Consider the following 25,256-nt stretch of genomic DNA (forward strand, 5'->3'; position numbering starts at 1 on the left):
ATGGGGAATATACCGCAGCGGTATAAGGTGATTCTGGGAATGAGTGGCGGGGTCGACAGTTCCGTGGCGGCCGCCCGGCTCCAAGCCCAAGGCCATGAAGTCATCGGGGTGACCCTCAAACTTTGGGAGGGAGAGGAAGGCCCCGAAGGACGATGGCAGGACCGTTCTTGTTGCAAGGTCGGAATCGCGCGCTATGTGTGCGAGCGCTTGGGAATCCCGCACCATCTGTTTAATGCGGAGGAAGCTTTTGAACGGGACGTCATCCAGGATTTCGGCGCCGAATATCTTTCGGGGCGAACGCCTAACCCGTGTGTCCGGTGCAATGAGCGGGTAAAGTTTGGCCACCTCATTAAGGTTGCCGAAAAATTTGGGGCGGACTATTTGGCCACGGGGCATTACGCACGGGTTGAGTATGATTCAAATTCAAACCGCTATCAGTTGTTGAAGGGGGTGGATGAGACGAAAGATCAGAGCTATTTTCTCTATCGCCTTTCACAGAGACAGCTTTCCCGGGTTTGGTTTCCCTTGGGAGATTTAAAAAAGGAAGCGGTTTGGAAAGAAGCGGAAAACTTAGGGTTGCCTGCCGATGAAATCCGGGAGAGTCAGGAGATCTGCTTTGTCACCCAGAAAGGCTACAGGGGGTTTATCGAAGAGCGTTATCCGGAGGCCTTGAAGACCGGTGAAATGGTGACTGCGGATGGAAAAGTTTTAAGTCACCATCGGGGACTCTCCATGTACACCGTGGGCCAGCGAAGAGGATTAGGAATTCCAGCAGGACAGCGTTTATACGTGACTCATTTGGACCCGGTCAAGAACCAGGTATTGGTGGGGCCGGAAGAGGCGCTCTTTCAGCAAGAGCTGTTTGCCCAGGATTTAAATTATGTCGGCATATCCACGTTTGATTCGGATGTTTGGGTCAAAGCAAAAATCCGGTATCGAACACCGGAGCAATCCGCTCGGGTGCAGTCCATATCGGAGAACTCTTTTCGCCTCACTTTTAAATCTCCTCAAAAAGCCATAACCCCGGGCCAGTCTGTGGTCCTTTATGATGGCGACCGCGTCCTTGCCGGCGGTATCATTGAGCGCGGGAAAGGATTAAGATTGACTGGATGAAAGGTGGCAGAATGGTAAAAATCGCTTAAACAAAAGTTTACCTCAAAACCGCTTTAACGGTTTAAACCCTTCTGGTTTTTATTTTCTCCCTTCCTAAAATATTTGTCTTCCCTGTCATAGGTTGTTCAAAAATGGCCTATCCCACTGATTTTTATTGGAAATTTATTTGACAGAAAAAAAAACCTCGGTTAAGTTCAGTTAAATGCCCTTCATGGAGCGGAACATCGAAAAAAAAGCAAATTTCGTTTTTCCAATAAATGAGGAGGTGTTCCCATGTATAACTGTTTGTCCCGGAGGTTTTTTGGTCAAACAAGAAACATAACCTTTTTCACACTCTTTCTCCTTTCCCTTATTCCGATTTCTGTTTTTGCCGGTACTTATACTGTTTTCGGTCCCGAAGACATTGTGCGTGAATCAAAACGATCCAAGGTCGTCTCCTTTCATTTTTCGGTTCCCAATCCAAACATTTCCTATATTCTTGAGGTCTATAACGGAGGAATGGAGATAGAGGAAGATCCTGCCGATCCGGTGGCGGATGCCCCCCCCATTTTGAAAAAGCCGTTTTTTTCATGGGTTTCCAAAAAAGGTGATCGGCATCAACCTGAATTTAAACATGCCAATTCCCTTCTCCATTGGAAAAAAAAGGCGCTCCATTTCAAACGGGAAAAATTTCCGTTCTTTTTCCTCCAGGACAGGCCCTATCATCTGGTCTCTTCCGCAAATGTTATTTTAAACGGACAGAAAATCCTTGTTCCACGGGATTTTAAACGAAGGGTTTATTTTTTAGAAAAACCGATCACAGCGGGGATAGACAATACACTTTCAATCAAACTTAAAGGAAAACCTGGTTCAGGATTGACCCTCCGGATCGTCGGAGCGGACAATGATCCACCTGTGATTACAGCAACGATTGATCCTTTACCCAATTCCTCAGGCTGGCACAATCAGCATGTAACGGTGACCTTTCATTGTGAGGATACTCTCTCCGGCGTGGCCTCCTGTCCCGATCCGGTTGTAGTCAATGAAGAAGGCGCAGGGCAAATTGTAGGCGGAACCACGGAAGATAAAGCGGGGAATACTGCTTCCACAAGCGTGACCATTCATTTGGATAGGACCCCTCCGGTTATATCCGCTTCGGCTTTACCTTTACCCAATTCCAATGGCTGGAATAATACCGATGTGGATGTTTCATTCTCGGGGATAGATAATTTGTCCGGGATGGATACGGTTACGCCAATGAAAACGGTTGGAACCGAGGGAGCGGATCAGTGGGTGGAGGGAACAGCAGCAGACCTCGCTGGGAATGTTTCCCATGATTCCATCCGTGTCAATATCGATAAAACCCCGCCCACCCTTACAAAGAACATCTCCCCTGTTCCTAATTCATCGGGATGGAATAACATCGATACAATCGTTAATTTTATTGCCGTCGACGGTTTATCCGGGGTGGAATCCCATTCCCCTCCGGTGACGCTTACCACGGAAGGGGCAAACCAATTGATTAATGGAACGGCAACCGATATGGCAGGCAATACTGAAACGGCTCAGGCGAACATAAACCTGGACAAAACACCGCCTTCTATCAATGCCACGGTCTCCCCCCCCCCAAATCCTGCAGGATGGAACAATACCGATGTGAAGGTGGTTTTTGATGCCTCTGATGCTTTATCGGGTTTGAGCACGGTGACACCCCCAGCTCCTATTGCCACCGAAGGGATGAATCAAACCGTTTCAGGAACCGCCGTTGATTTAGCGGGTAATCCTGCCACCACGACGGTTTCGGTCAATATCGATAAAACCCCCCCGGTGCTCACCTTGAATTCGCCCAATTCGAATCTTGCCACCAACCAGGAGATCCTCACGGTTTCAGGAACGGCGGTTGATGCTAATATCGTTTCTGGGGTTTCCATTAGTGGATACAGTGTAACAATGGTAGGGAATTCTTTTCAAACTAATATCACCCTTTTGGAGGGGGAAAACCCGGTTACGGCTCTTGCCACCGACGTTGCGGATAACAGCACAGCCCTGACCCGTACGGTGACGTTCTATAAACCCATCAGTACTTTTGCACCAGTCCCCCTCTCCTATGTGGCACTTCCGGGTAAGGCGTATAATGTGGACGTAAAAGAGGATTTTGCATTTGTGGCCGCCGGTGCAGAAGGGCTTCAGGTGGTTAATGTGTCGAACCGTCGTTCTCCCTTTATTGTTGGTTCTTTGAAGTCCACTGGGACTTCAATTGATGTCAAGGTCGTAGGCAATCTTGCTTTTATTGCCAATGTGGGTCTCGGACTTTGGGTTGTGGATATTTCCAATCCTTCAAACCCCGTATCCCTGGGTTCAGCGCCAACCGTAGGCGGAGCATTTGATGTGATGGTTTCCGGTTCTCGTGCAATGGTGGTGGATGGTGCAGGGGGCTTACAGGTTTTTGATGTGACCGAACCCGCTCATCCTTTTCTGTTGGGATCGGTTCCCACCCCAGGAACGGGAAGAGGCGTAGATATTTCCAGAACTTTTGCCGTGGTGGCAGATGGGACAGCGGGGGTCCAAATTATCGATATTCAATCCCCCATGAACCCTCAAATTGTGGGAACGGTGGATACTCCCAGGAATGCACAAGATGTGGTGGTGGATGGGGACACTGCTTTCATTGCCGACCATACGGGAAGTCTTCAAATCGTTGATTTTTCCGATCCCTATCATCCGGCCATCGTCGGTTTTACCCATCAAGGAGTGGGAGGCACTTTATTTGACGTGGCCCAGTCGGGCTATGTGGTTTTTGGGGCAGATGCGTTTTTCACCAATTTTGTTCCTATGATCGATGTCTCCGATCCTTCCCATCCAGCAGGTCTTCAGGGAATCGATTTCTCTTCTTTCCGTGCGGACATGGGCTTTGGTATTGCCGTGGATAGTCGATACGTTTATGTAGCCACGCAAAACCCCGGGGCAGAATCTCGTTTATATATTGGCCAGTACCTGGATATTACAGATAACGGAGGTATTTCTCCCATGGTCATCCTTACTTCGCCCAGTGATGGAGATACCCTTGTGGAGGGAGAAACCATTCAACTTTCAGCCATTGCGGTGGATGATATTCTGGTGAAAAAAGTGGAATTTTTAGTGAACGGGATAGTAGTAACCTCCGATACCACCAATCCCTACCAGTTTGATTTCACAATACCGGTGGGCGTCTCAAGCCTTACAATCGGAGCCCGAGTTGTGGATCATGGAGGTAACATCGGATTGGCAGATGGCCTCAACAACAACGTTATGCCGGACCTTAAAACAACCGTCGTGGGAAGAGTTGTGGATTCCAACGGTACTCCAGTATCCGGGGCCACCGTGACAATGGCGGTCGGAACCTCGGTGGTGACCGAAATAGATGGGATCTTTTTAATTCCAACTGTTCCAACTGTATTGGGTGATTTGGTGGTGAAAGCGTCCGCCACCATAAGTGGAAATCGAATTAAGGGTGTGTCCAGTCCCTTCTTCCCGGTGGCCGGAGGAACCACCGATATAGGGGATTTGGTAATTGTTCCTTAGAATTCTATAGGGTTGATTCTGAAATAGGGACCCCTGTGAAAATCGGGGTTGGGGTTGTGCACCCTTCCGCGGAAATAGGAGGAAATCGGTTTGCGATCCTGAGATGGCAAAGAGCCTTTACAATAATTAAGATCTTCTAAACGGTTTTTCTGAAATTTTCCCGCCAGTTGTATCTGGAAATTTCCTTGACATTAAAGTCGACCATATGATAGCGTACGTAAGTTTTTTAAAAGATTAGGATTTAGGGAATTTTTCCTGGATTTTAGGAATCGATTTGAGATTCTCAAATCGGTTTTTTTATTTAAAATATCATTTGGTTCGGATCAAGTAGGGTCCTATTGTGTTTAAGGACGTTTTAGCAAGGCGTTATTCCAAAGCCTTTTTTGAAAGCCAGCCCTCAATTGAAAAATCCGTAAAGACTTTTGATGACCTCGAAACCCTGGCTTCGTTGTTTGAGGAATCTCACGCGGTTCGGGTTTTTTTGCTCAGCCCCAGTTTTATCCCGGAAGAGAAAATTGCCTTTATAAATCAAATTTCTGAGCAGAATGGGTGGCGGGACGAGACCAAAAGGTTTGCGCGGTTATTGATTGAAAAAAACCGTATTCGTTACATAAAAGAAGTGGTTCAGGCTTTAGGTCAGTTGATTGACCAAGCCCAAGGCCGCAAACGTGTCAAAATTTTAACGGCAACGCCTTTCAATGAAGAGCAGACAAACCGGATCCGTCAGCGGATGAGGGAAATTACCGGTCAAGAGGTTGAAGTTTCTGTGGATGTTGATTCGAGCCTCATTGGAGGCATGTTGGTACAAATAGGCAGCCGTGTATTTGATGGAAGCGTTCGGGGAAGGCTTGAGGCTTTAACGGATCGTTTGGTGAAAGGGGCTTAAGATGCAGATTAGGGCAGGTGAGATTACGGAGCTGATTAAACAGCAGATCCAGGATTTTGAAAAAAGGAGCGATGTTCAGGAGGTTGGAACCGTTCTTCAAGTGGGTGACGGGATTGGAAAAGTATATGGTTTGGAAGGTGCCATGGCCGGGGAGCTGTTGGCGTTTCCTGGAGGTGTTTTCGGGATGGTGCTGAACCTCGAAGAGGATAATGTGGGTGCGGTGTTACTTGGGCCGGATGTTGGAATTAAGGAGGGAGACCTGGTTAAGCGAACCGGAAGAATCGCAGAGGTACCCGTTGGAGAGGCCCTTGTTGGCCGCGTGGTGGATGCCCTGGGTCAACCTGTGGATGGGCGAGGTCCCATCAAAACCGATCAGACACGACGTTTGGAGGTGATCGCACCCGGAATTGTGGTTCGTCAGTCGGTGAAAGAACCTCTTCAAACGGGGATTAAAGCCATCGATGCTATGATTCCGGTTGGTAGAGGCCAGAGAGAGTTGATCATTGGTGATCGCCAGACCGGAAAAACCGCTGTTGCGGTGGATACCATGATTAATCAAAAAGGCCAGGATGTGGTTTGCATTTATGTGGCCGTGGGACAAAAACGATCCACCGTTGCCCGTGTGGTGAAGACACTTGAGGATCATGGCGCAATGGAATATTCCATTGTGGTGGCAGCAACTGCCAGTGAGCCAGCCCCTCTTCAATTTATTGCCCCTTATGCGGGGTGTGCCATGGGAGAATTTTTTCGGGATAACGGAAAGCATGCCTTAATCATTTATGATGATTTATCCAAACACGCTGTGGCCTACCGACAGCTTTCTCTCCTCTTAAGGCGTCCCCCGGGTCGGGAAGCTTTTCCCGGTGATGTGTTTTATGCCCATTCTCGTTTATTGGAGCGGGCCGCGAAACTCAGTGAAAAAGAAGGGGGAGGGTCCCTCACCGCGCTTCCAATCATTGAAACCCAAGCGGGAGACGTGTCTGCCTATATTCCCACCAATGTGATCTCAATTACCGATGGACAAATTTATTTGGGAAGCGATCTGTTCTATTCCGGAATCCGGCCAGCCATTAATGTGGGTCTTTCCGTTTCTCGTGTAGGAGGAAGTGCCCAGATCAAGGGGATGAAAAAGGTTGCCGGGACCCTGCGTTTGGATTTGGCCCAATACCGGGAGATGGCTGCCTTTGCTCAGTTTGGAAGTGAATTGGATAAAGCTACTCAAGCCCAATTGGCCCGGGGAGTTCGCATGGTTGAACTACTTAAGCAGGATCAGTATGAGCCGGTGCCGGTGGAGTTACAGATTCTGGTGATCTTTGCCGGAACCCAAGGGTATTTGGATGATATTCCGGTAGAGGAAGTCCGGCCATTTGAGAAGCGTTTGGTTCAGCATATCACGGATGATCACGGAGATCTTCGGGCGGAGTTGGTCAAGAAAAAAGCAATGGATGATGAATTGACCGCAAAGGTCAAACAGATTCTAGAAAATTTTAAAAAAGAATACATGGCCAGCCGGGTTTAATTAATCATGCCGAGTTTACAGCAAATTCGCCGCAGAATATCCAGCGTTAAAAATACACAACAGATTACCAAGGCAATGAAGATGGTGGCTGCCGCCAAATTAAGGCGGGCACAGGACCGTGTGGTTGAGGCCCGGCCTTATGCTCAGCGGATGGCATTACTGTTGCAGGGTTTGGTGGGGAGGGTGAACCGGAATCTTCACCCCATGTTGAATCGCCAGGAAGGGAGTCGGTTAGAAGTTTTATTGGTCACGGCGGACCGTGGGTTATGCGGTGGTTTCAATGGGAATTTAGTTCGAAAAGCGGCAGAGGTAGTACGACAGAAAAGAGCGGAAGGGAATGAGGTTTCATTAAACATCGTGGGTAGAAAAGGACGGGATTTTTTCCGAAGAAGGGAGATTCCCATCCGAAAAGCGACGGTAGGAATTTTTGACCGGTTGGGATATGAGCATGCGGTTGAGCTTGGAACCGATTTAACCCAGGCCTACGGGGAAGAAAAATTTCAGGAAGTCCATCTCATCTATAACGAATTCAAATCGGCCATTTCCCAAAAAGTAATCGTGAAACAACTGCTTCCCATTGATCCCCCTTCAGGAGAGGTTTCCCTGGGTGGAGGAACTTTGTTTGAGCCCTCTGAAGAAGATATTTTAAAAATGCTCCTTCCCCGATACATTGAGGGGCAGGTGTTTCAGGCCCTTTTGGAATCATCGGCTAGTGAGCAAGGGGCGCGTATGGTGGCCATGGATTCAGCAACCCGTAATGCCAGGGAGATGATTTCTAAATTAACCCTGTATTTCAATAAAGCCAGGCAGGCCACCATTACCAAGGAATTAATGGATATCGTGGGAGGCGCTGAGGCGTTAAAATAGTTTTTGATCAAAACAAAATGAACGGTTAAGAGAGGATAAAATGAATAAGGGACATATTGTTCAGGTCATTGGCCCAGTGGTGGATGTGGAGTTTCCAATTAAAAAACTCCCCAACATTTTTAATGCCCTTCAAATCAAACTTAAGGGAGACGGCAAAAAAGCCCCGGCGCAACTGGTTTTAGAAGTGGCCCAGCATTTGGGGGAAAACCGTGTGCGCGGGATCGCCATGTCCTCAACCGATGGGTTGGTGAGGGGAATGGAAGTGTTGGACACCGGGGCGCCGATCAGTGTTCCTGTGGGTCCCGAGGTTTTAGGAAGAATTGTGAATGTTCTGGGGGAGCCCATTGATCAAATGGGTCCCGTGGGGGCTAAAAAAACCTATCCCATTCACCGGCCCGCCCCTTCCTATGAAGATCAACAGACCTCTACGGAAATATTTGAAACGGGAATCAAGGTGGTTGATCTTTTAGAGCCTTACTCCAGGGGTGGAAAAACCGGTCTTTTTGGCGGGGCAGGAGTGGGAAAAACTGTTATTATTATGGAGCTGATTCACAACTGTGCCACCGAGCATGGTGGTTACTCGGTCTTTGCGGGTGTGGGGGAGAGGACCCGTGAGGGAAACGACCTTTGGATGGAGATGAAAGAGTCAGGTGTGATCAGCAAAGCGGCACTGGTTTATGGACAGATGAATGAGCCCCCGGGAGCAAGACTCCGGGTGGGGTTGTCCGGCCTTACTGTTGCGGAATATTTCCGGGATGAAGAAAATCAGGATGTGCTGCTTTTTATCGATAATATTTTTCGATTTACCCAGGCGGGATCAGAAGTTTCCGCACTTTTAGGGCGAATGCCGTCGGCGGTGGGTTATCAACCGACCCTTTCCACCGAAATGGGGACCTTGCAGGAACGTATTACAACTACAAAAAAAGGGTCCATTACATCCGTTCAAGCCATCTATGTTCCCGCCGATGATTTGACGGATCCCGCTCCTGCAACCGCCTTTGCTCATTTGGATGCAACCACCGTGTTGTCCCGTCAATTGGCGGAGCTGGGGATATACCCCGCCGTGGATCCCTTGGACTCCACTTCCCGAATTTTGGATCCGAAAATTGTAGGGGATGAACATTATAAAGTTGCCAGAGACGTTCAGGGAATTCTTCAGCGGTATAAAGATTTACAGGATATTATCGCTATTCTGGGGATGGATGAACTCTCCGAAGAGGATAAACTGGTGGTGGCCCGTGCACGAAAGATCCAACGGTTTCTGTCCCAGCCTTTCTTTGTTGCGGAGGCTTTTACGGGAACCCCTGGGCGGTATGTGAAACTCAAGGATTCCATTCGAGGCTTCAAAGAGATTGTAGAAGGGAAATATGATGATCTTCCGGAGCAGGCCTTTTATATGGTTGGGACCATTGAAGAGGTTATTGAGAAAGCGGAACGTTTAAAAAGTTAAGGTAAAAGAGGCTGTATGGCTGAAAAAACGTTTCAGTTTGAAGTGGTTTCCCCCAGCAGGGTTTTGGTCCAAGAAGAGGTGGAGTTTGTCCTTGCTCCCGGGGCTGAAGGCGATTTTGGTGTTTTGGTGGGGCATTGTCCCTTTATTACGACTCTAAAAATTGGGCCCCTCGTTTTCCGGAAAAACGGAACGGAGCAATATATGACGGTGATGGGAGGGTTTGCAGAAGTGACTCCAACCAAAATGGTGGTTTTGGCCGAGCTTGCCGAAAAAACCGAAGAACTGGATATTGAACGGGCGAGAAAGGCTCAGCAGGAATCCGAAAAAAAACGGGCCTCTGCGGTTACAGAATCTGAAAGAGAGGAGGCTCAGAAAAGTTTAGACCGATCCTTGGTTCGTCAGGCCGTGGCCTCTAAATCTCAAAAATAGGTCCAACCTTTTTCCCCTACCCCTGATTCTTAATAAAATCATTTAAACGTTTTTTATTTTCTTCGGAAAGCTGGGAAAACTCAATTCCCATTCCCACCGTCTGTTGATTCCAGACCACGGTTCCTTCGCCGTCAATGGGTTTTTCGGAAGGCGAATTGGATAAACGAAAATTAAATTTGACCTGATCTCCCGATTGAAGAGGATTGACCGTATCGATAAAAACGCCTCTTTCGCTCACGTCGGTTATGCGAGCGGTAATGGGAGGACTATTGCTGGAAAATTGAATTTCAATAATGATGGGAACCCTAGGGGAGTTTCGACGGTCTTTCTGGTCCATTGAAGGTATCTCCATGAGGGATAATGGTTAAAGTTTTTTACCATGGTTTTTGAGGAAAGTCAAATTTTTTAGGAATCGTGTTGGGGTGACTTAACGCGGACAAATGGGGTTCGGTGAATATTCTTGCGAAATGTCTAAGGTATTGGAGGTGGAACTGTTTTGGGAATGAGTCCGTAATTTTTTGGATGAGCCCTCTTTTTTCTCGATTTGTTTTCCATTTTCTTTTTGGTTGATACATTGAACCGCCCTCCAAAAATGGAAACGGTGAATTTTGTTTTTTCGATTAACCACGAGGGGCGTGTCTTTCAGAATAGTTCCTAAATCTAGGTCGGTTCGAAATCCGATTCTTTTGCAAAGCGGGGAAACGCTTTTCTCAAAAACGGAAATCCATTTTTTCCCATTTTTAAAGTGGTTCAAAAAAACAATTTTTCCACCGTTTTTGCAAACCCTAACCATTTCTTCAACAACGATCTTAGGTTCGGGAACAGTGGAGATGACATAGGCTGCAAAAACAGAATCAAAGGTGTTATCGGGAAAATCCATTCGGGTGGCGTCCATTTTTTGGAGGGTGACATGAGAGAGGTTTTGCTTTTGAACCCGCTGCCATCCTTTATTCAACATGGATCGGGATAGATCAATTCCAGTAATGCTGCAATGACGTGGGTATAAAGGCAGAGAGAGTCCGGTTCCCACCCCTACTTCTAAAATGTTCTGTCCAGGATCGATCTCTAATAAATCAATGGCTTTTCCGCGGCTTTTATGAAAAATTTTTCCGAATATTAGATCGTAGAACCCAGAATAAAAGGAATAGACCCTCTCAACCCCTTTGGTATCCATCCTTTCCTCCCTAGGAAAAACCCAGTTATCATTTCCTTTGGTGGTACGGGATCTATTTCCCCGAACATTTTCTTATAGAAGATTTTCAAGAACCTTACCCCAAGAATTTTTTGGGTAGGGAAAATCGTTGCATTTTACCACATTCACTAAATAAATCAAGGGGTGAGACCCGGGTTTCCAAAAGGAACCAGAGCCTTAAGAAAAATTTTAAACCAAGGGCCAAACCATCCCCGGCACTTCAAGGCCTGTGATTGTCAACCAAGAAGTAAGTGTGTATACTTTTTGCCGTTTAACGATCAGGGAGCTTTTTTCAAGAGGATGGTGATTTTAAAAAAGGAAAGGCCAAGTTGAAGGAAACGTTTTTAATTTTTAAAAAATTAGTCCGAAAAGGAGATCTGAACGCCTTTTTCGGTCTGATTGTTGATAATATGACCCAGTTGGTCATCATGGCCTCGATCCTGGTGGGTGTGTTTGGTTTTCCTCGGGACATTGTTTTTTATTATATGATTCCTGGATCAGCGGTGGGGGTTCTCATCGGGGATTTGATTTATAGCCTTATGGCCGTTCGACTTGCCCAAAAAACAGGCCGGACCGATATCACGGCCATGCCCTTGGGGATTGATACCCCCTCATTGTTTGCCTTTACCTTTGGGGTGGTGGGTCCGGCCTATTTGGCTACCCAGGACGGATGGCTGGCTTGGAAAATTTCCATGGGCGTTATCGTGGTGGTTGGGTTGGTGAAAATCTCAGGTTCTTTTTTAGGGTCTTCTATTCGGCGTTCCGTTCCCCGGGCTGGGCTTTTGGGACCCATTGCGGGGGTGGCCTTATTGTTAATTGCCTTTTTACCCTCCTTGAAAATTTTCCATTCCCCTTTGGTTGGTTTAATTTCCCTAATTGTTATTCTCACCTGTATCACCGGAAAAATTGCGTTCCCATTTCGTTTACCCGCTGCTTTCGCTGGGGTTTTGATGGGAGTTGGGGTTTATTATTTTCTTTTCTTGTTTGGGTTTTGGCAGACACCCCTCCCCATTCTTCACCATCTTTCGGCCTTACAACCCGTTTTTCCCTTTCCCACCCTTGGTTTTTTGGAAGGGTTTCCTTATCTTTTTTCTTACCTTCCCTTGGCTATTCCTTTTGCCTTGGTGGTGTTGGTGGGCGGTATTGATGTGACAGAAAGTGCCTCGGCCTCGGGGGACGAGTATGATACCCGGGCTATTTTGCTCACCGATGGATTTTCTACTTTAATGGGGGGTCTATGTGGAGGGGTAGTTCAAACCACCCCCTATATCGGCCACCCCGCCTATAAAGAAATGGGAGGGGGTGTGGGATATACTTTTTTTACGGCATTGTTTATCGGATTGGGTGGCGTTTTAGGTTATTTGGGCTTAATGGTGGATCTTTTGCCAGAAGCGGCGGTAGCGCCCATATTGGTTTTTATCGGGCTGGAAATTGCGTCGCAAGCTTTTTATGCGACTCCTCGAGCACACTACAAAGCGGTCGTCATTTCGTTTCTTCCTATTATTGCCAGCTTGGTAATAATTGAAATGAACAGCCTTTTAGGGCATTTTGGAAAAACCATTAATGATCTAAAGGGAGAGGTGATGATTACCTATGAAACCCTCCTGATTCTTTCCAACGGATTTATCATTTCTTCACTTATATGGGGAGGGGCACTCTCTTTCATTATCGACCACCGACTCAAAAAGGCGGCATTCTTTTTTTGGGTGGCATCTCTCCTCACCCTATTTGGGGTTATTCACTCACCCTTTCCGGATGGCCGAATGTTTTTTCCGTGGGAACAGGTATTGTCCACAACGGTGTCTTTAAGCGGGGCTTATGGATTAATGGGATTTTTTTTATTATGGTTAGAGGGTTTTCATTTAAAAAGAGGCACCCTTGTCCCGACACAACGAACGTCAAATTAAAAAAAAGGGTTATGACGCCTTTCTTCCCCAACGGTGGTGGTAGGACCGTGCCCTGGGCAAAGGATGGTTTCTTCTGGCAATGTTAATACCTTTTCTTTGAGTGAACTTAAAAGAGTTTGAAAACCATCGGGGGAAAAAGATCGCCCGGTGGATCCCGCAAACAGTGCGTCTCCCACAAAACAGTATTTTCCGGAATAGTAGGATACTCCGCCGGGGGTATGTCCGGGTGTTTCTAATACCTTGAGGGTTTTTTGGCCACACCCAATGGTGATCCCTTCCTCGGCCATTTGGTCAGGGGGTTTTGTCTCATGGGCTTTGTAGAGGGGAAGTTCCCTGGCATGAAGATAGACCTGGGCTCCGGTTTTCGTTCGAATTTTAGAAATCCCGTGAATATGGTCATGATGGGCATGGGTTAAAAGAATGGCTTTAAGAGATAAATCGTTCTCCCATAGGGTTTTTAAAACCAGATCGGGGTTGTAAGCAGTATCGATGAGAAGGGCCTCGTTCCGATGGGATGTTACAAACAGGTAGCCCTTCACTTCGTAATCTCCCAGATACCCTTTTAGCGTAATGACTTCTTTTTCGGCTTCTTTTGGAAAAGGAAGGGGTGTCCAACGTTTATTTCCAATTTCTTCCAGCCGGTTTTTTTCAAGACCGAGAGTTTGAGCCAACATCCTCAGTTGTTCCGATGTTGGGGTTTCTATTCCATCTTCAAATTTCTTTAGTTTTTTTTCATCCAAGCCGGTTTGGGAGGAAAGACCGGGTAAGGAAAAACCTTTTCCGGTCCGGGCTTTTTGTAAAATATCTTCAAGGTTATCTTCCAAATGAGGGGCCATGACCAGTTCTCTTCTTAGCAGAAAAAACGGTGGAATTTTCTATTTCTTTGAATAAATTCTTCCTATTTATTTGCTTTCTTTAAGTTTTCCGATTCGATGGAAAAATTAACATGGATGGGGTCCTTTTGTCAAAGATCGTTTTTTTGAATAAAAGCCAAGACCTTGCGTCCAATCCTCGTAGCTTTGCTCTTGACAGGACCAAACGGGGTGGCTATGCTGATGGGCACTTTAAATTAGGTGTGGCTCCCGCCTTAGCGAAGAGCCTTTGCTCATTCTTAATCAAAGAAAACAAAGGGGGTGATTTTATGTTGAACAAAATCGTAGTAATGAGTTTGGCGTTTTTTCTCGTTTTGGGTGGAATAGCCCTGGCGGGAGAAGGGAAAGGAAACCTATCGGGTGAAATTACAAAGATTGATGGGGATATGGTGACTGTCAAAACAGAAGATGGAGAAGATAAGAAAATCCATGTAGACTCCGCTTCTACCAAAAAAGAAGGAAATTTGGAAGTGGGAACCCATATTGCCGCGGACGTCACCTCGAAAGGCCACGCCAATTGGATTAAAGAAATTGAAGAAGATGAAGAGGAGTAGTTCGGGCCTTTTGTCTTTTTTGCTGGGTTAAAAAAAAAGGGCATCTGTAGAGCGTGGTTTTGCAGATGCCTTTTTTAATTGGATTTGGCAAAGACTTCCTTATGGAGGGAATGGAAAATTACACAGAGGGTTCTTTAGAAATTTTTTGGCGGGAGCGTCTTTCCCGCCTTTTTTTTTGCCGGCGAATTTGGTTTCTTTTTTGATCGGCTCTGCTTGGGGTTTTCAGTAGGGTTTCTTCGATTTTATCCAGGAGGGCACGCCAGGCGAAATACCGGTTAAGTCCTTGGGATCGTGTCTTTTCAGATTTCACCGTTTGACCCGAGGGTCGGTAGGTTACACGGGCCCCGGTAGAGGCTTTATTGGCCCTCTGTCCTCCCGGGCCTGAAGATGGGGTAAACTGCTCCTCAAAATCTCTTCGGTGTAGACCAAGGCGTTTCAGCCGATGGATTAATTCTTTCTCCTTTTCAGAAGATACAGGAAATTGAAACATGGAAACTTATCCCCTGGGTTCTTATCGGCCTATGGGTTTTGCAAGAGGCGGAGGATTTTTTTTATGGTTTTGTAGGAGAGGATGGTGCTTTTTCTCCTTTGGGTTTGAATTGGGCCCGGTATAGCCAAGTGCCTGCTGCAATCACCGGGGGCAATATTACACAAGTGACAGTTAACCCCAATAAAAAATAAAAAACCCTTGCAAGGGTTCCCGCAGGGCCTGAGTAGACTTGCGGGGAAGCGTAATTGTTTCCCTCACCGGTCATATAAAAAGCATAACTGGAAAAGATAAAATAGCTGAGAATGACCTCAGCACCGAGGCCCATTAGGAATAGCAGAGAAAGTTTAAATGCGAACGAAAAACTCATGAAACCGATCGGGGTTGAAACGCTTTTTAAAAGGGTACGCCTTCAACCCAAGGATGTCAAAAGGGATTTATGGTTGGGTTGAAGGTAAAGAACGTATTTGATATTCTTACTGTATTAATTTCTTTTTGGTGGTCCCAAAGGGTAAACAATCTAATTTTAGTTTGAGTGGAGCAGGAAAATGGGAATGAAAAAAGTTATGGCCATTTTGGTATTGTTTGTATCCATGGGGTGTTCCGCAATGCAGGGAATGAAATCTCACAAGGCAACCCTTCCAGAGGAACCCCCCACTTATGAGCAGGAGGACTACGACCATTTGGGGCAGGCCTCTCCCTATCGAGACCTGGATGCCCTTGAAGAGGGGGCGATTTTGCATGTTCCCACCGGGGTGGAGGTGAGTGAGGATCGGCTTTTTAATAACCTGGTGGGTTCCCGAATTATTTATGTGGGAGAAGTCCACTCCAATATGCAGCATCACCGTGTCCAATTGAAGGTTCTGGAGGGGTTGGAAAAAAAGTTTCCCGGTCAAATTGCCGTTGGAATGGAGATGTTTCAACGGCCCGCCCAGTCTGCTTTGGATCAGTGGGGGGAAGGAAAATTAGACCCAAAAGGGTTTGAGAAACTGTTTCGTGCCAATTGGTCCCAGGGATATCCCTATTATCAAAACATTTTTGAATGGATCCAAAAAAAGAAAATCCCTCTGATTGCCCTGAATGTTTCCGATGAAGTTGCGATTGAGGTTTCAAAAAAAGGTTTTGGAAAGGTCTCGGATAAAATAAAAGGGGACCTTCCGGACCTGGATCCAACCGATCCCTTCCATCGAAAAGCGCTGGAGGCTGCTTTTAGTGGGCATTCCCATGGGGGAGAAAAGGGGTTCGAAAAGTTTTTAAACACCATGCTTCTATGGGACGAAACCATGGCCGAAAGTGTGGTGAGGTTTTTAAAGAGTCCGGAAGGAAAAAATAAAAAAATGGTGGTGTTGGCTGGAGGATTTCATGTGGCTCGGGGATACGGGGTTCCCCGCCGGGTTTTTCGCCGTTTTCCCGAACCCTATTCCATTGTTCTTCCCTATACCCCTATTCGGGAGGTTCCGAAGGGAAGGCCGGATCTTTTAATGGAGAGCTCCGAGCCTCTACTTCCTCTTTACATCGCAGATTATGTTTGGTCGGTGGGGTATGAAGAAATAAAAGAGAAGCGGGTTTTTTTAGGGGTCCAGATTGAAAAAGCCGAAGAGGGAGTTCGAATAATTGATGTTCTTCCCGAATCGGTTGCTTCAAAGGCTGGGTTTCAGCCCGGAGATATTGTCGAATCCTTCGATGGAAAGAGGATGGAAGAACCGTTTGATTTATCCTATGAGGTGGGTCTTCAACAACCCGGCGATAAGGTTTACATAGAAATTATACGGGACGGAAAGAAGCTGGAAATGGAGGCCACCTTTTCAGCGCCGTGATCTGAAACGTGAGGAATGATGATGGGGCGGATTAAAGAAACGGACTGAGGGACGTTTGAAAAAACCGATCAGGATAATTCCCGCCACAAACCCCCCTACATGTGCAAACCAGGCCACCCCACCCCCTCCGCCTCCCAGACTCGCTCCTCCGCTTAGTAGCTGCATTAAAAACCAGAGTCCGAGGACAAAACCCGCGGGCCAATACATGGTATACATAAAAAATCCGAGAGGAACGAGGACCATGACCGATGCTCTGGGATAAAGTAACAAATAGGCCCCCAGGACCCCTGAAATCGCTCCACTGGCCCCGATCATGGGGATGGTAGAAGCGGGATCCGTCAGTGCATGGGTGTATGCGGCAACAATGCCACACAGAATATAAAAAATAATAAAACGAACATGACCCATAGCGTCTTCTATGTTATTTCCAAAAATCCATAAATAAAGCATGTTTCCCAAAAAATGCATCCATCCTCCATGTAGAAACATGCTAGTCAATAAACTGAAAGAAGCGGGAAGAGCGGCGATTTCTCTAGGAAGGGATTCTATTCCAAACAAAACCGCGGGAATGGCACCGTATTGATACACAAACAGTTGTCCTGCTCGGGGGGGGAGGGATAATTGAAGGAAAAACACCAAACCACACAGGGCGATAAAAGAAACGGTAATATAAGGTGTGATTTCGGTGGGGTTATCGTCTTTAAAAGGAATCATCTTTATAAAAATTTCTTAATTGCGTTTCAGAAGATAACGAATCTTCCACTAGAATGTCAAAAAGAATTTTGTGCGGGAAAAAATGAAACCCATTTACCCCTTTTGATCCTTGGGGTAAAGATGGGCGACATATGGATCGTAACCGTTAAGCATCAGGGTAGGAAGGCGCTTTTTGGTTCCGATCATCCGCTCGGTGGCCTGGGACCACCGGGGATGATCGACATTAGGATTCACATTAGCCCAAAAATCATATTCCCGAGGACTTAAGATATTCCAAAAAGTGGCGGGTTGCTTTTCGACAAACTCGATTTTCACAATGGATTTGATGCTCTTATATCCATATTTCCAGGGAACGATTAAACGTAGTGGGGCGCCGTGCTGTTTCGGTAACGGGTGACCATAGATTCCGGTCACCATCATGGTGAGGGGATTCATAGCCTCTTCCATGGTCAGTCCTTCGGTATAAGGCCACGGGGCCCGAAAAGCAAAAAAATTCCCTCCTTGCGTTAACATGAAGCTGACAAACCGGACATATTTTGCCTTCGATGAGGGTTGAACATGATCGATCAACGCTTTGAGGGGAAAACCGCTCCAGGGAACGGCCATGGCCCAGGCCTCCACGCATCGAAGCCGATAAAGCCGTTCTTCCATGGGCATTAACCGCAATAGGTCGTCAGGGTCGAAGGTTTTCGGTTTATCCACCAAACCGGTGACTTCAACCGTCCAAGGACGGGTGGAGAGACCTTCTACTTTTTTGTAAACATCGTCCTTATCAACGGAAAATTCATAAAAATTATTAAAACGAGCAGCCACGGATTCATCGGTCAAGGGACGATCCAATTTAAATTCCGGGTTTCGGGTGGCGGGGTAGACCTTTGCTTCCGCCTTACTGAGAGGCCATTCCGAAAGGGGTTTAACCTCCGGTCCGTTTTCTCCTAGCTTGGTGCACCCCGATAAAAGGGCAATGGAGTAGGCCCCCGCGATTCCCGCTGAGGTTAGGAATCTCCGTCGGTTTAAATAAACAGTTTCAGATGTTGCCTCACCTTCCGGTATTTCCCAGTTTCTGGGAATTTTAATCAACATATCTTTGGTCTCCAACCGTCATTGTTTTCTTTTAGGGTTCAGACAAGAGCCGTTGGATCATGGCTTCCGTTTTTGAATAACCCCCTTCCCCGATCCGCGAGTAACGAATCTGCCCTTTTTTATCGATTAGATAAATCGTGGGCCAATAACGATTATTATAATGATTCCAAATGGAAAAGGTATTGTCAATGGCCACAGAGTATCGGATATTGTTTTTTTTCACATATTCACGGACCGACTCAATATTTTTTTCGTATGCAAATTCCGGCGTGTGAACGCCAATGATGACAAGACCTTGATCCGAATAGGTTTGATTCCATTTTTTAATTTGAGGCTCAACATTCCGGCAGTTGTAACAGCCGAAGGTCCAAAATTCCACCATGACTACCTTTCCCCGAAGTTTCGTCAATGATTTAGGTTCGGAATTAATCCAAAAGGGACTGGAAAAATCCGGTGTTTTTTCCCTTACAAGGGCAGACGTTAATGGGGGAAAAGAGAGAAGGCCTATCATGAGTATTGTTGGAAAAACTCCAACCATTAACCCTAAATTTTTTTGAAACTTTTTATTCATAAAAACCTTATCTTCAATCCTTACTCTCCTGGGAATTTTTTGGAAGGACATAAAAATGAAGGCCAATGGAGGGGGTAAAAGCAAATAGTTGGCTGCTTTGCTCTAGTATGACATGCCGAAAGGCCAATTCAGGTGCCACCCCTAATTTCCAAATACGCGCTTCCCACCCCACCCCCAAATAATATCCTCCTCCCAGCAGATTTCCCAAAGACCCCCGTGTGTCTAAAATATTGGCAGTGAGTCCGATTCGCCCAAAAAGGCCATGTTTGTCCGGGAAAAAGAAATATTTTCCTTCAAACCCGATGTTCCAGAGACGGACCTTGGAATCCGTGCCGGTTGGGGCTGAATCCCGTGATTTTGCCGATCCGATTACCGGCCCAAAGGCCAATCCCAAGGCGTATTGAAAGGGTTCTTCATACCATAAATTGATGGTATTGGTCAGCCCAAAGTACCTTTCGGTATCATTGACCGCACCGTATTTTATGGAGAGCCACTCAAAATGCTCCCTGGCGCGAAGCCGGACATTGCCGGCTTCTGCCACGGCGGGTAGATAGGCGATCAGGAAAGTTAATATAACCAGGGAAGACGTTTTCCAAAGTTGGTAGAAGGGGTTTTCCATCAAAATTCCCCTTTTTTATTTTTTCATCATCTCTGATTCTAATGAAGCGCGGCCGATTTCCACATTGAATTTTTTGCACCAGACCACCACGCTATTGTAATCTTCTGTATCCACATTGTGGGGGATTTTAAATTCCAGATCTCCGGAAAACTTTTTTAATTTTCCTAGCTCGACGCCTTTTTGGTAATCTCCGTCTTTAGCCAGATAGACACGGCCATCGGGAACTTTATCAATGGTTGCGCTGGACAATCTTAGTAAAGTTTTTCCTTTTTCTATATGAACGATGCTGACTTTTCCTGCTGCCTTGTGACCTTCGGCTCCCTCCAGCATTCCAGTCCTGGCATCCATCATCATCATATCTTTTGAATGTTTCCCCATTCCTTTTTCCTGGTCCGTCATCATCTCATTGGAGTGTTTTCCCATTTCTTCTCCCACTGCAAATGTACCGAAAACAAGAAGGTAGAAAAAGGTGGCGGCGCTAATAAATTTTATTTCCTTTTTCATTTTTATCCTCTCTAATTAAACAGATTTAAATAAATTATCCGGAGGCTACCAAAATGGCCTCCGAATATTAGTAAGCGTTTTATTGGAGGCGTTGAATTGATATTTTCGCAACCGGGTTTCTCCAATCCTGCTGGCTGGTATCTAGATCGCCAATACCATGGATGCCCGCGTGTATGTGCACATATCCTTCAGCGCCTTCCGTTACACGAACCTCGCCATTTCCGCAAGGAGGACCAGGGATGTGGTTGCAATCCTCTGTGTTGCCTTCGCTGCCTGCGTCGTATGCTGGCGCATAGAGGGTGAGTGCTCTTTTGCCTTTGGGCCGGTAAACTCCATTTATTGCAAAAAAGGCATCGTTGGTGATGGCCAGCATTCCGATGGTGCTGATCTGGTTAAACCTGCCCGGAGCCATGATCTCCATGGTTACGGAATGACCTGGCGGTAGTGGGCCTGGGGAAACCCCGTAGTCGTAAACAGAAGGCAAGGTGCCCAGCAATGAAACCAGGTCTGCGGTGATCCCATCCTCCGCTAGGGTGGCCAACTCAGGTATTGCTGCCGATCCTACTTCAAACAGTTCAAAATTCCGGGTGTGGCTAAACAAAACCGGTGGGGTGAGGACCTGTCCCCGGGTCAAATTGGTGATGGTTACCTCAAACCGTGTTCCATGTTCCTCTGAGTCCTCTCCCTCTGCAATGACTGGAGTGGAAGACAAGGCTCCTAATCCTAAAAGAAACCCGGAAAGAGCGCAAGTTAAAAGAAATCTCTTCATGAATTTTCTCCTTTTCTTGAAAATGACTTTTGATTTAAACCTAAGGAGAAGTGTAATTGTTTAAGTTCACAGAGGTTTCACGAAAAGTTCAAATTTTTATCACGAAAAAATGAGAGGGAAAATAAAGGGTTAAATTTTCGAAACAGGGAGATGAAAGCTAAAAGTCGTCCCCTGATTGATTTGGCTTTTGACCGCCATGGAGGTTCCGTGGAGCTCCATGATCCGTTTGGTAATGGCCAAACCTAGGCCGGATCCTTCCCCTCCGCTTGCATTACCTTGGGTTGCACGGTAAAAGCGGTGGAAGATATAAGGGATTTCTTCGGGGGGGATCCCGCAGCCCGTATCGGACACCTCAATGGTAATCTCCCCGTTGGCTTTTACGTTGAACCTTTTATCGGTTTTCGAAAGTTGGATTGAAATGGTTCCTGCCTCTGGGGTAAAACGAAGGGCGTTTTCAATTAAATTCCCAAGGACCCGTTCAATGAGCCCTATATCGGCGTAAACAAAAGGAAGCTCTTGGTCGAGGTTGGTTTGAATATGAACCCCTTTTTTCTCTGAAGCCAGTTTAAACTTTTGAACCACATCCTGAACAAGCTCACAAATGGAAAAAGGTTCAAGATGTGGTTGGGTTTCATGGGAATCCAGGCGTGCCAATTCAAACAGCTCGGAGATGAGTTTTCCTAAACGTTCACAATGGCGTGTGGCGATTTCTAAATATTCACGTTGTTCTTCCGGTGAGAGTTTTCCTTCCTTGAGATGCAGGGTCTCAAGATAGCCCTGAAGGGCTGCCAAGGGAGTTCGAAGATCATGGGAAACATTGGCCACCAACTGTCGGCGAAGGGAATCGATCTCTTTGAGTTTGTTCATTTGGATTTGGATTCGCTGTGCCATTTCATGAAAGGCGGACCCCAGCCGGTCAATTTCATCCCCCGATTTTGTGTTAAGGGGTGCTGGAAATTCCAGGGGTTTTAAAAAATTTCCCCGCTGAAATTCCTCCAACCCATGGGTTAGGCGGGTGAGCCTTCGGGTGAGGAGATTAAAAATCAACAGCCCGGCTACGAGAATGAAAAAAATCCCTCCCATGAGGGCCCATGTGCTTAATTTTAAAATATAACTTCCTTGAAGCATTTGAGCAGTAGAATCAAAGGCTTCTCCCCCTAGAATGACATATAAATAACCTTGAAGCTCATTGTCTTTGAAGATCGGGGCGACGGAGAATACTTTTTGCCGAGATTTCCCCCGCGGATCATCCCCCAGCAGGGGGAAGTTGGTTTCTTGATTTAAAAATTGGTGTATGGGTTGAAGGGAAATCTGTTTCCGTTTTACTTTTCCGGGGGGTGCGGAAAAAGCCAGTAGGGTTCCTTGAGGATCCAAGAGGTAAACTTCAATGGTGGGATTAATTACCATCAGCATATGAAAGATTTCTTTTAAAGCTTCATTATTGGCTTTTCCATCCGATATGAGGATTTTTTCCGTTACCATGTGATTGGCCAGTGACCGGTTCAGCTTTTGATTGACCTCCATCAGAAACAACCGCGTGGTCCAAAAGGTCAGCCCGATATAAAGGGTTCCCAGGAGAAGCAGCAATGCGAAAAAAGAGACGGCTAATTTTCCATAGAGGGTTTTAAGCATGGTTAGGTTCCGGAGAGACCTTCATCTTCACAAAATTTGTAGCCAATTCCCCAAACCGTCAGGATAAAGCGAGGTTTGGCCGGGTCCTTTTCAATTTTTGCACGCAGGCGATTGATATGGGAATTGACGGTGTGTTCGTATCCATCGTGCCCATACCCCCAAACCAGATCCAATAGCTGTGTGCGGGTATATACCCTTCCGGGATGTTCTGCAAATTGGCGAAGTAAATCAAATTCTTTGGCGGTCAAATCCATCCCTTGTCCCTGGAGGGTCACTTTCCTTTTTTCGATATCGATGAAAAGTTCTCCGAATCGGATTTTTTTGGAAGGGTTGAAAGAAGCCTGGGTGCGGGTTGCGTCCATCCTTCTTAACAAGGCTTTCACACGGGCCAGAAGTTCCCGGATGCTAAAGGGTTTGGTCAGATAATCATCCGCTCCCACTTCCAAACCTAGGACCCGGTCCAGTTCTGAGGTTCTGGCCGTTAACATGAGGAGGGGAATATAGGTTTGTGAGGCCCTGAGATGGCGGCAAACTTCCAATCCCTCCATTTTTGGAAGCATGAGGTCGAGAATCACCAGGTCATATTCAAGGGTAAGGCCCTCATGAAGTCCCACCTCACCATCTAAGGCCACTTTTACCTCAAACCCCAAATCTTTGAGGTGAAGTTCTACCAGATTAGCAATATCCCGGTCGTCTTCAATGAGAAGGATTTTCCGTGCCATGACATTCATTAAGATTCATAGGTTTTATTCTATGAAGAAAAAGATACCATGAGATTATCACAAAACCATCACGGGGATGGATAAAGGCACTTCCCCTTTAACGGGAGAGGTATTTTAATTAAAAAAGAGGTGGCAATTTCGCTAAATCCTTTATAAAAACATAAAGGAATTCCCTGGGGTAAAACGGTTTTAACGTTTTTTCGTTTTGCTTTTTTTCCTTTGCGGGGTTCCTTTTTTAGCCTTTGTTTGTTTTTTTGAAGAGGTTTTTTTGACGGCTTTTTTTTTGGATGTTGAAGGGTTTTTTGGTTTTCTTTTGGGTGAAGGTTTGGAAGAAGGAGGGTTTGATAAGGACCAGTGATAGTGACAACGTTTGCAGTTCCAACGTTTTGTTTCCAGTGTATAAGAAACCGAAATCCAATCACATTTTGGGCAGCGCATTAAACTCCTCCCTTGGTAGTTAAGTCTATTGTGCAAATGTTTTATATCACATTCACCAAATCCTTGTCATTAGTGAGGGGGCAGACCTTCGGGAAGGGTTCCTGGCAGACAATTTTTCCAGATCTCCATTTATCTGAGAAGATGGGAAAAGGAAGAGGAGGTATGTTATACTTCGGCCGGGAGAAGAGCGATTATGGATCTTTTTGATAAGGAAAAGAAAGAGGATCTTTTGGCCCCCCTTGCGGATCGAATGCGCCCCCGGAGTCTAGAAGAATTTGTCGGACAGGAACATTTGGTTAGGGAGGGGGGGATTCTTTCCAAGATTGCGACTTGGAAACGACCTCCATCGATGATTTTTTGGGGTCCTCCCGGTTCAGGGAAAACAACCCTTGCGCAAATCATTGCTAAATCCTGCCGGTCTCATTTTGTATTTTTCTCTGCCGTTCTGGCCGGCGTGAAGAACCTTCGTGAGATGGTGGTGGAGGCTAAACACCGTGCGCGAACGGTTGGGCAAGCCACGCTTCTTTTTGTGGATGAAATTCATCGATTCAACAAGAGCCAGCAGGATGCTTTCCTTCCCCATGTGGAAGATGGGACTTTGACGCTTTTGGGGGCAACCACCGAAAATCCAAGTTTTGAAGTGAACGCCCCTCTTCTTTCCCGCTGTAAGGTTTTGGTTCTTCGCCCCTTGCTGACCCAGGGTATCTCCAGAATTCTTAAGCGTGCTCTTGAGGATTCTGAGCGGGGGTTGGGGGGAATGAAAGTGGTCTGTTCCCAAGACCTTTTAGGGGAGATGGCGGAATGGGCTCAAGGAGATGCCCGGCGGGCATTAAACCTTCTTGAAACCGCGGTTTTAATAACTCCTGAAAAAGAGGGAAAACGGGTACTTGCGAAAAATGGGATAAAGGAAGCGGCCCAAGAACGTCCCCTTTTGTTCGATAAGGATCGGGAAGAACATTATCATGTGATTTCAGCCTTTATTAAGAGCATGCGCGGAAGCGATCCCGATGCAGCGATTTATTGGTTAGCTCGAATGTTGGAATCCGGGGAAGATCCTCTCTTTATTGCCAGACGGATGATCATCTTTGCATCTGAAGATGTGGGCAATGCTGATCCCCAAGCCCTTCCATTGGCGGTTGCAGGTCTTCATGCCTTTCAAGCGGTAGGTCTTCCCGAGGGGTGGATCCCTTTAAGCCAGGTAGTAACCTATTTATCCTCTGCTCCCAAAAGTAATGCAAGCTATTTGGCGTATCAAAAGGCAGTTAATCGGGTGAAGGAAAAAGGGAGCCTTTCCGTTCCCCTTCATCTTCGAAATCCCTCAACCCGCCTGATGAAAGGCATGGGCTACGGAAAAGAATATCAATACCCCCATGATTTTCCGGATCAGTGGGTTTCTCAGGATTACCTTCCGCAAGAATTGGTTGGGGAGAAGTATTACATTCCCGGGGATTCCGGGGTGGAAGGTGAGATCAAAAAAAGATTGGAAAATCGGGGATTGGAAAACAAACATTCAGAAAGTTCAGCGGGGGAAACGATTTAAAGGGTTTTGAAGGAGTGATGGATGATTGAAG

General features: G+C 46.5%; 24 protein-coding genes. 11 read left to right on the top strand and 13 right to left on the bottom strand.

Going from position 1 to position 25,256, the window contains the following annotated elements; genetic code table 11:
* The 7 genes from mnmA (at window position 1) to VGB26_00450 (ending at window position 9,804) form a co-directional block, all read left to right on the top strand.
* Window positions 1-1,113 (top strand): tRNA 2-thiouridine(34) synthase MnmA, encoded by a 1,113-nt coding sequence (mnmA, locus tag VGB26_00420; GenBank protein ID HEX9756244.1) that lies wholly within the window; start codon window positions 1-3, stop codon window positions 1,111-1,113.
* A gap of 273 nt (window positions 1,114-1,386) precedes the next feature.
* Complete coding sequence (locus tag VGB26_00425) at window positions 1,387-4,653, top strand: Ig-like domain-containing protein (GenBank protein HEX9756245.1); 3,267 nt, start codon at window positions 1,387-1,389, stop codon at window positions 4,651-4,653.
* 340 nt (window positions 4,654-4,993) lie between these two features.
* On the top strand, window positions 4,994-5,539 hold the full coding sequence (atpH, locus tag VGB26_00430; protein HEX9756246.1) for an ATP synthase F1 subunit delta: 546 nt from the start codon (window positions 4,994-4,996) through the stop codon (window positions 5,537-5,539).
* 1 nt (window position 5,540) lies between these two features.
* Complete coding sequence (atpA, locus tag VGB26_00435) at window positions 5,541-7,058, top strand: F0F1 ATP synthase subunit alpha (protein ID HEX9756247.1); 1,518 nt, start codon at window positions 5,541-5,543, stop codon at window positions 7,056-7,058.
* A 6-nt stretch (window positions 7,059-7,064) separates the two neighbouring features.
* The gene (atpG, locus tag VGB26_00440; GenBank protein HEX9756248.1) at window positions 7,065-7,925 is read left to right on the top strand and encodes an ATP synthase F1 subunit gamma; all 861 of its coding nucleotides are present in this window, start codon (window positions 7,065-7,067) and stop codon (window positions 7,923-7,925) included.
* A 40-nt stretch (window positions 7,926-7,965) separates the two neighbouring features.
* Window positions 7,966-9,375 carry a F0F1 ATP synthase subunit beta gene (atpD, locus tag VGB26_00445; protein ID HEX9756249.1) on the top strand — a complete coding sequence of 470 codons (1,410 nt, stop codon included), beginning with the start codon at window positions 7,966-7,968 and terminating at the stop codon, window positions 9,373-9,375.
* Window positions 9,376-9,390: 15 nt separating this feature from the next.
* Complete coding sequence (locus VGB26_00450; protein ID HEX9756250.1) at window positions 9,391-9,804, top strand: F0F1 ATP synthase subunit epsilon; 414 nt, start codon at window positions 9,391-9,393, stop codon at window positions 9,802-9,804.
* 16 nt (window positions 9,805-9,820) lie between these two features.
* Here VGB26_00450 and VGB26_00455 read toward each other — a convergent pair whose 3' ends face one another.
* Entirely contained in the window at window positions 9,821-10,141 is a 321-nt protein-coding gene (locus tag VGB26_00455) for a PilZ domain-containing protein (protein HEX9756251.1), read from the bottom strand.
* Window positions 10,142-10,231: 90 nt separating this feature from the next.
* Window positions 10,232-10,978: a methyltransferase domain-containing protein gene (locus VGB26_00460; protein HEX9756252.1), complete on the bottom strand. Its 747-nt coding sequence runs from the start codon at window positions 10,976-10,978 to the stop codon at window positions 10,232-10,234.
* A gap of 347 nt (window positions 10,979-11,325) precedes the next feature.
* On the opposite strand from VGB26_00460, the gene VGB26_00465 reads away from it, so the two are divergent.
* On the top strand, window positions 11,326-12,903 hold the full coding sequence (locus VGB26_00465) for an MFS transporter (GenBank protein ID HEX9756253.1): 1,578 nt from the start codon (window positions 11,326-11,328) through the stop codon (window positions 12,901-12,903).
* Here VGB26_00465 and VGB26_00470 read toward each other — a convergent pair.
* The gene (locus VGB26_00470; protein HEX9756254.1) at window positions 12,900-13,739 is read right to left on the bottom strand and encodes an MBL fold metallo-hydrolase; all 840 of its coding nucleotides are present in this window, start codon (window positions 13,737-13,739) and stop codon (window positions 12,900-12,902) included. The two genes, VGB26_00465 and VGB26_00470, sit on opposite strands and share 4 nt — an antisense overlap.
* Before the next feature lie 125 nt (window positions 13,740-13,864).
* On the opposite strand from VGB26_00470, the gene VGB26_00475 reads away from it, so the two are divergent.
* Window positions 13,865-14,329: a hypothetical protein gene (locus VGB26_00475; GenBank protein HEX9756255.1), complete on the top strand. Its 465-nt coding sequence runs from the start codon at window positions 13,865-13,867 to the stop codon at window positions 14,327-14,329.
* 118 nt (window positions 14,330-14,447) lie between these two features.
* Here VGB26_00475 and VGB26_00480 read toward each other — a convergent pair whose 3' ends face one another.
* Together VGB26_00480 and VGB26_00485 are read right to left on the bottom strand one after the other, a co-directional pair.
* A complete protein-coding gene (locus VGB26_00480; GenBank protein HEX9756256.1) occupies window positions 14,448-14,819 on the bottom strand; it encodes a peptide chain release factor-like protein in 372 nt (123 codons plus the stop codon).
* A gap of 61 nt (window positions 14,820-14,880) precedes the next feature.
* Entirely contained in the window at window positions 14,881-15,186 is a 306-nt protein-coding gene (locus VGB26_00485; GenBank protein HEX9756257.1) for a hypothetical protein, read from the bottom strand.
* Window positions 15,187-15,370: 184 nt separating this feature from the next.
* Between VGB26_00485 and VGB26_00490 the strand changes: the two genes are divergently transcribed.
* Window positions 15,371-16,633: a ChaN family lipoprotein gene (locus VGB26_00490; GenBank protein HEX9756258.1), complete on the top strand. Its 1,263-nt coding sequence runs from the start codon at window positions 15,371-15,373 to the stop codon at window positions 16,631-16,633.
* Here VGB26_00490 and VGB26_00495 read toward each other — a convergent pair.
* The 8 genes from VGB26_00495 to VGB26_00530 form a co-directional block, all read right to left on the bottom strand.
* Window positions 16,622-17,347: a rhomboid family intramembrane serine protease gene (locus tag VGB26_00495; GenBank protein HEX9756259.1), complete on the bottom strand. Its 726-nt coding sequence runs from the start codon at window positions 17,345-17,347 to the stop codon at window positions 16,622-16,624. The genes VGB26_00490 and VGB26_00495 overlap by 12 nt on opposite strands.
* A 93-nt stretch (window positions 17,348-17,440) precedes the next feature.
* Window positions 17,441-18,430 carry a protein-methionine-sulfoxide reductase catalytic subunit MsrP gene (msrP, locus tag VGB26_00500; GenBank protein ID HEX9756260.1) on the bottom strand — a complete coding sequence of 330 codons (990 nt, stop codon included), beginning with the start codon at window positions 18,428-18,430 and terminating at the stop codon, window positions 17,441-17,443.
* A 31-nt stretch (window positions 18,431-18,461) separates the two neighbouring features.
* On the bottom strand, window positions 18,462-19,001 hold the full coding sequence (locus VGB26_00505; protein ID HEX9756261.1) for a redoxin domain-containing protein: 540 nt from the start codon (window positions 18,999-19,001) through the stop codon (window positions 18,462-18,464).
* 13 nt (window positions 19,002-19,014) lie between these two features.
* Window positions 19,015-19,620: a hypothetical protein gene (locus VGB26_00510; protein ID HEX9756262.1), complete on the bottom strand. Its 606-nt coding sequence runs from the start codon at window positions 19,618-19,620 to the stop codon at window positions 19,015-19,017.
* 15 nt (window positions 19,621-19,635) lie between these two features.
* The gene (locus tag VGB26_00515; protein HEX9756263.1) at window positions 19,636-20,124 is read right to left on the bottom strand and encodes a DM13 domain-containing protein; all 489 of its coding nucleotides are present in this window, start codon (window positions 20,122-20,124) and stop codon (window positions 19,636-19,638) included.
* Between the two features lie 79 nt (window positions 20,125-20,203).
* Entirely contained in the window at window positions 20,204-20,893 is a 690-nt protein-coding gene (locus VGB26_00520) for a spondin domain-containing protein (GenBank protein HEX9756264.1), read from the bottom strand.
* A gap of 129 nt (window positions 20,894-21,022) precedes the next feature.
* Window positions 21,023-22,525, bottom strand: coding sequence for an ATP-binding protein (locus VGB26_00525; protein ID HEX9756265.1), 1,503 nt, complete (start codon window positions 22,523-22,525; stop codon window positions 21,023-21,025).
* A gap of 2 nt (window positions 22,526-22,527) precedes the next feature.
* Entirely contained in the window at window positions 22,528-23,247 is a 720-nt protein-coding gene (locus tag VGB26_00530) for a response regulator transcription factor (protein HEX9756266.1), read from the bottom strand.
* A gap of 631 nt (window positions 23,248-23,878) precedes the next feature.
* Between VGB26_00530 and VGB26_00535 the strand changes: the two genes are divergently transcribed.
* Window positions 23,879-25,225 carry a replication-associated recombination protein A gene (locus VGB26_00535; protein HEX9756267.1) on the top strand — a complete coding sequence of 449 codons (1,347 nt, stop codon included), beginning with the start codon at window positions 23,879-23,881 and terminating at the stop codon, window positions 25,223-25,225.
* Window positions 25,226-25,256 lie beyond the last annotated feature (31 nt).

It is taken from the genome of Nitrospiria bacterium, from assembly GCA_036397255.1.
In the GTDB taxonomy this organism is placed as follows: Bacteria; Nitrospirota; Nitrospiria; order DASWJH01; family DASWJH01; genus DASWJH01.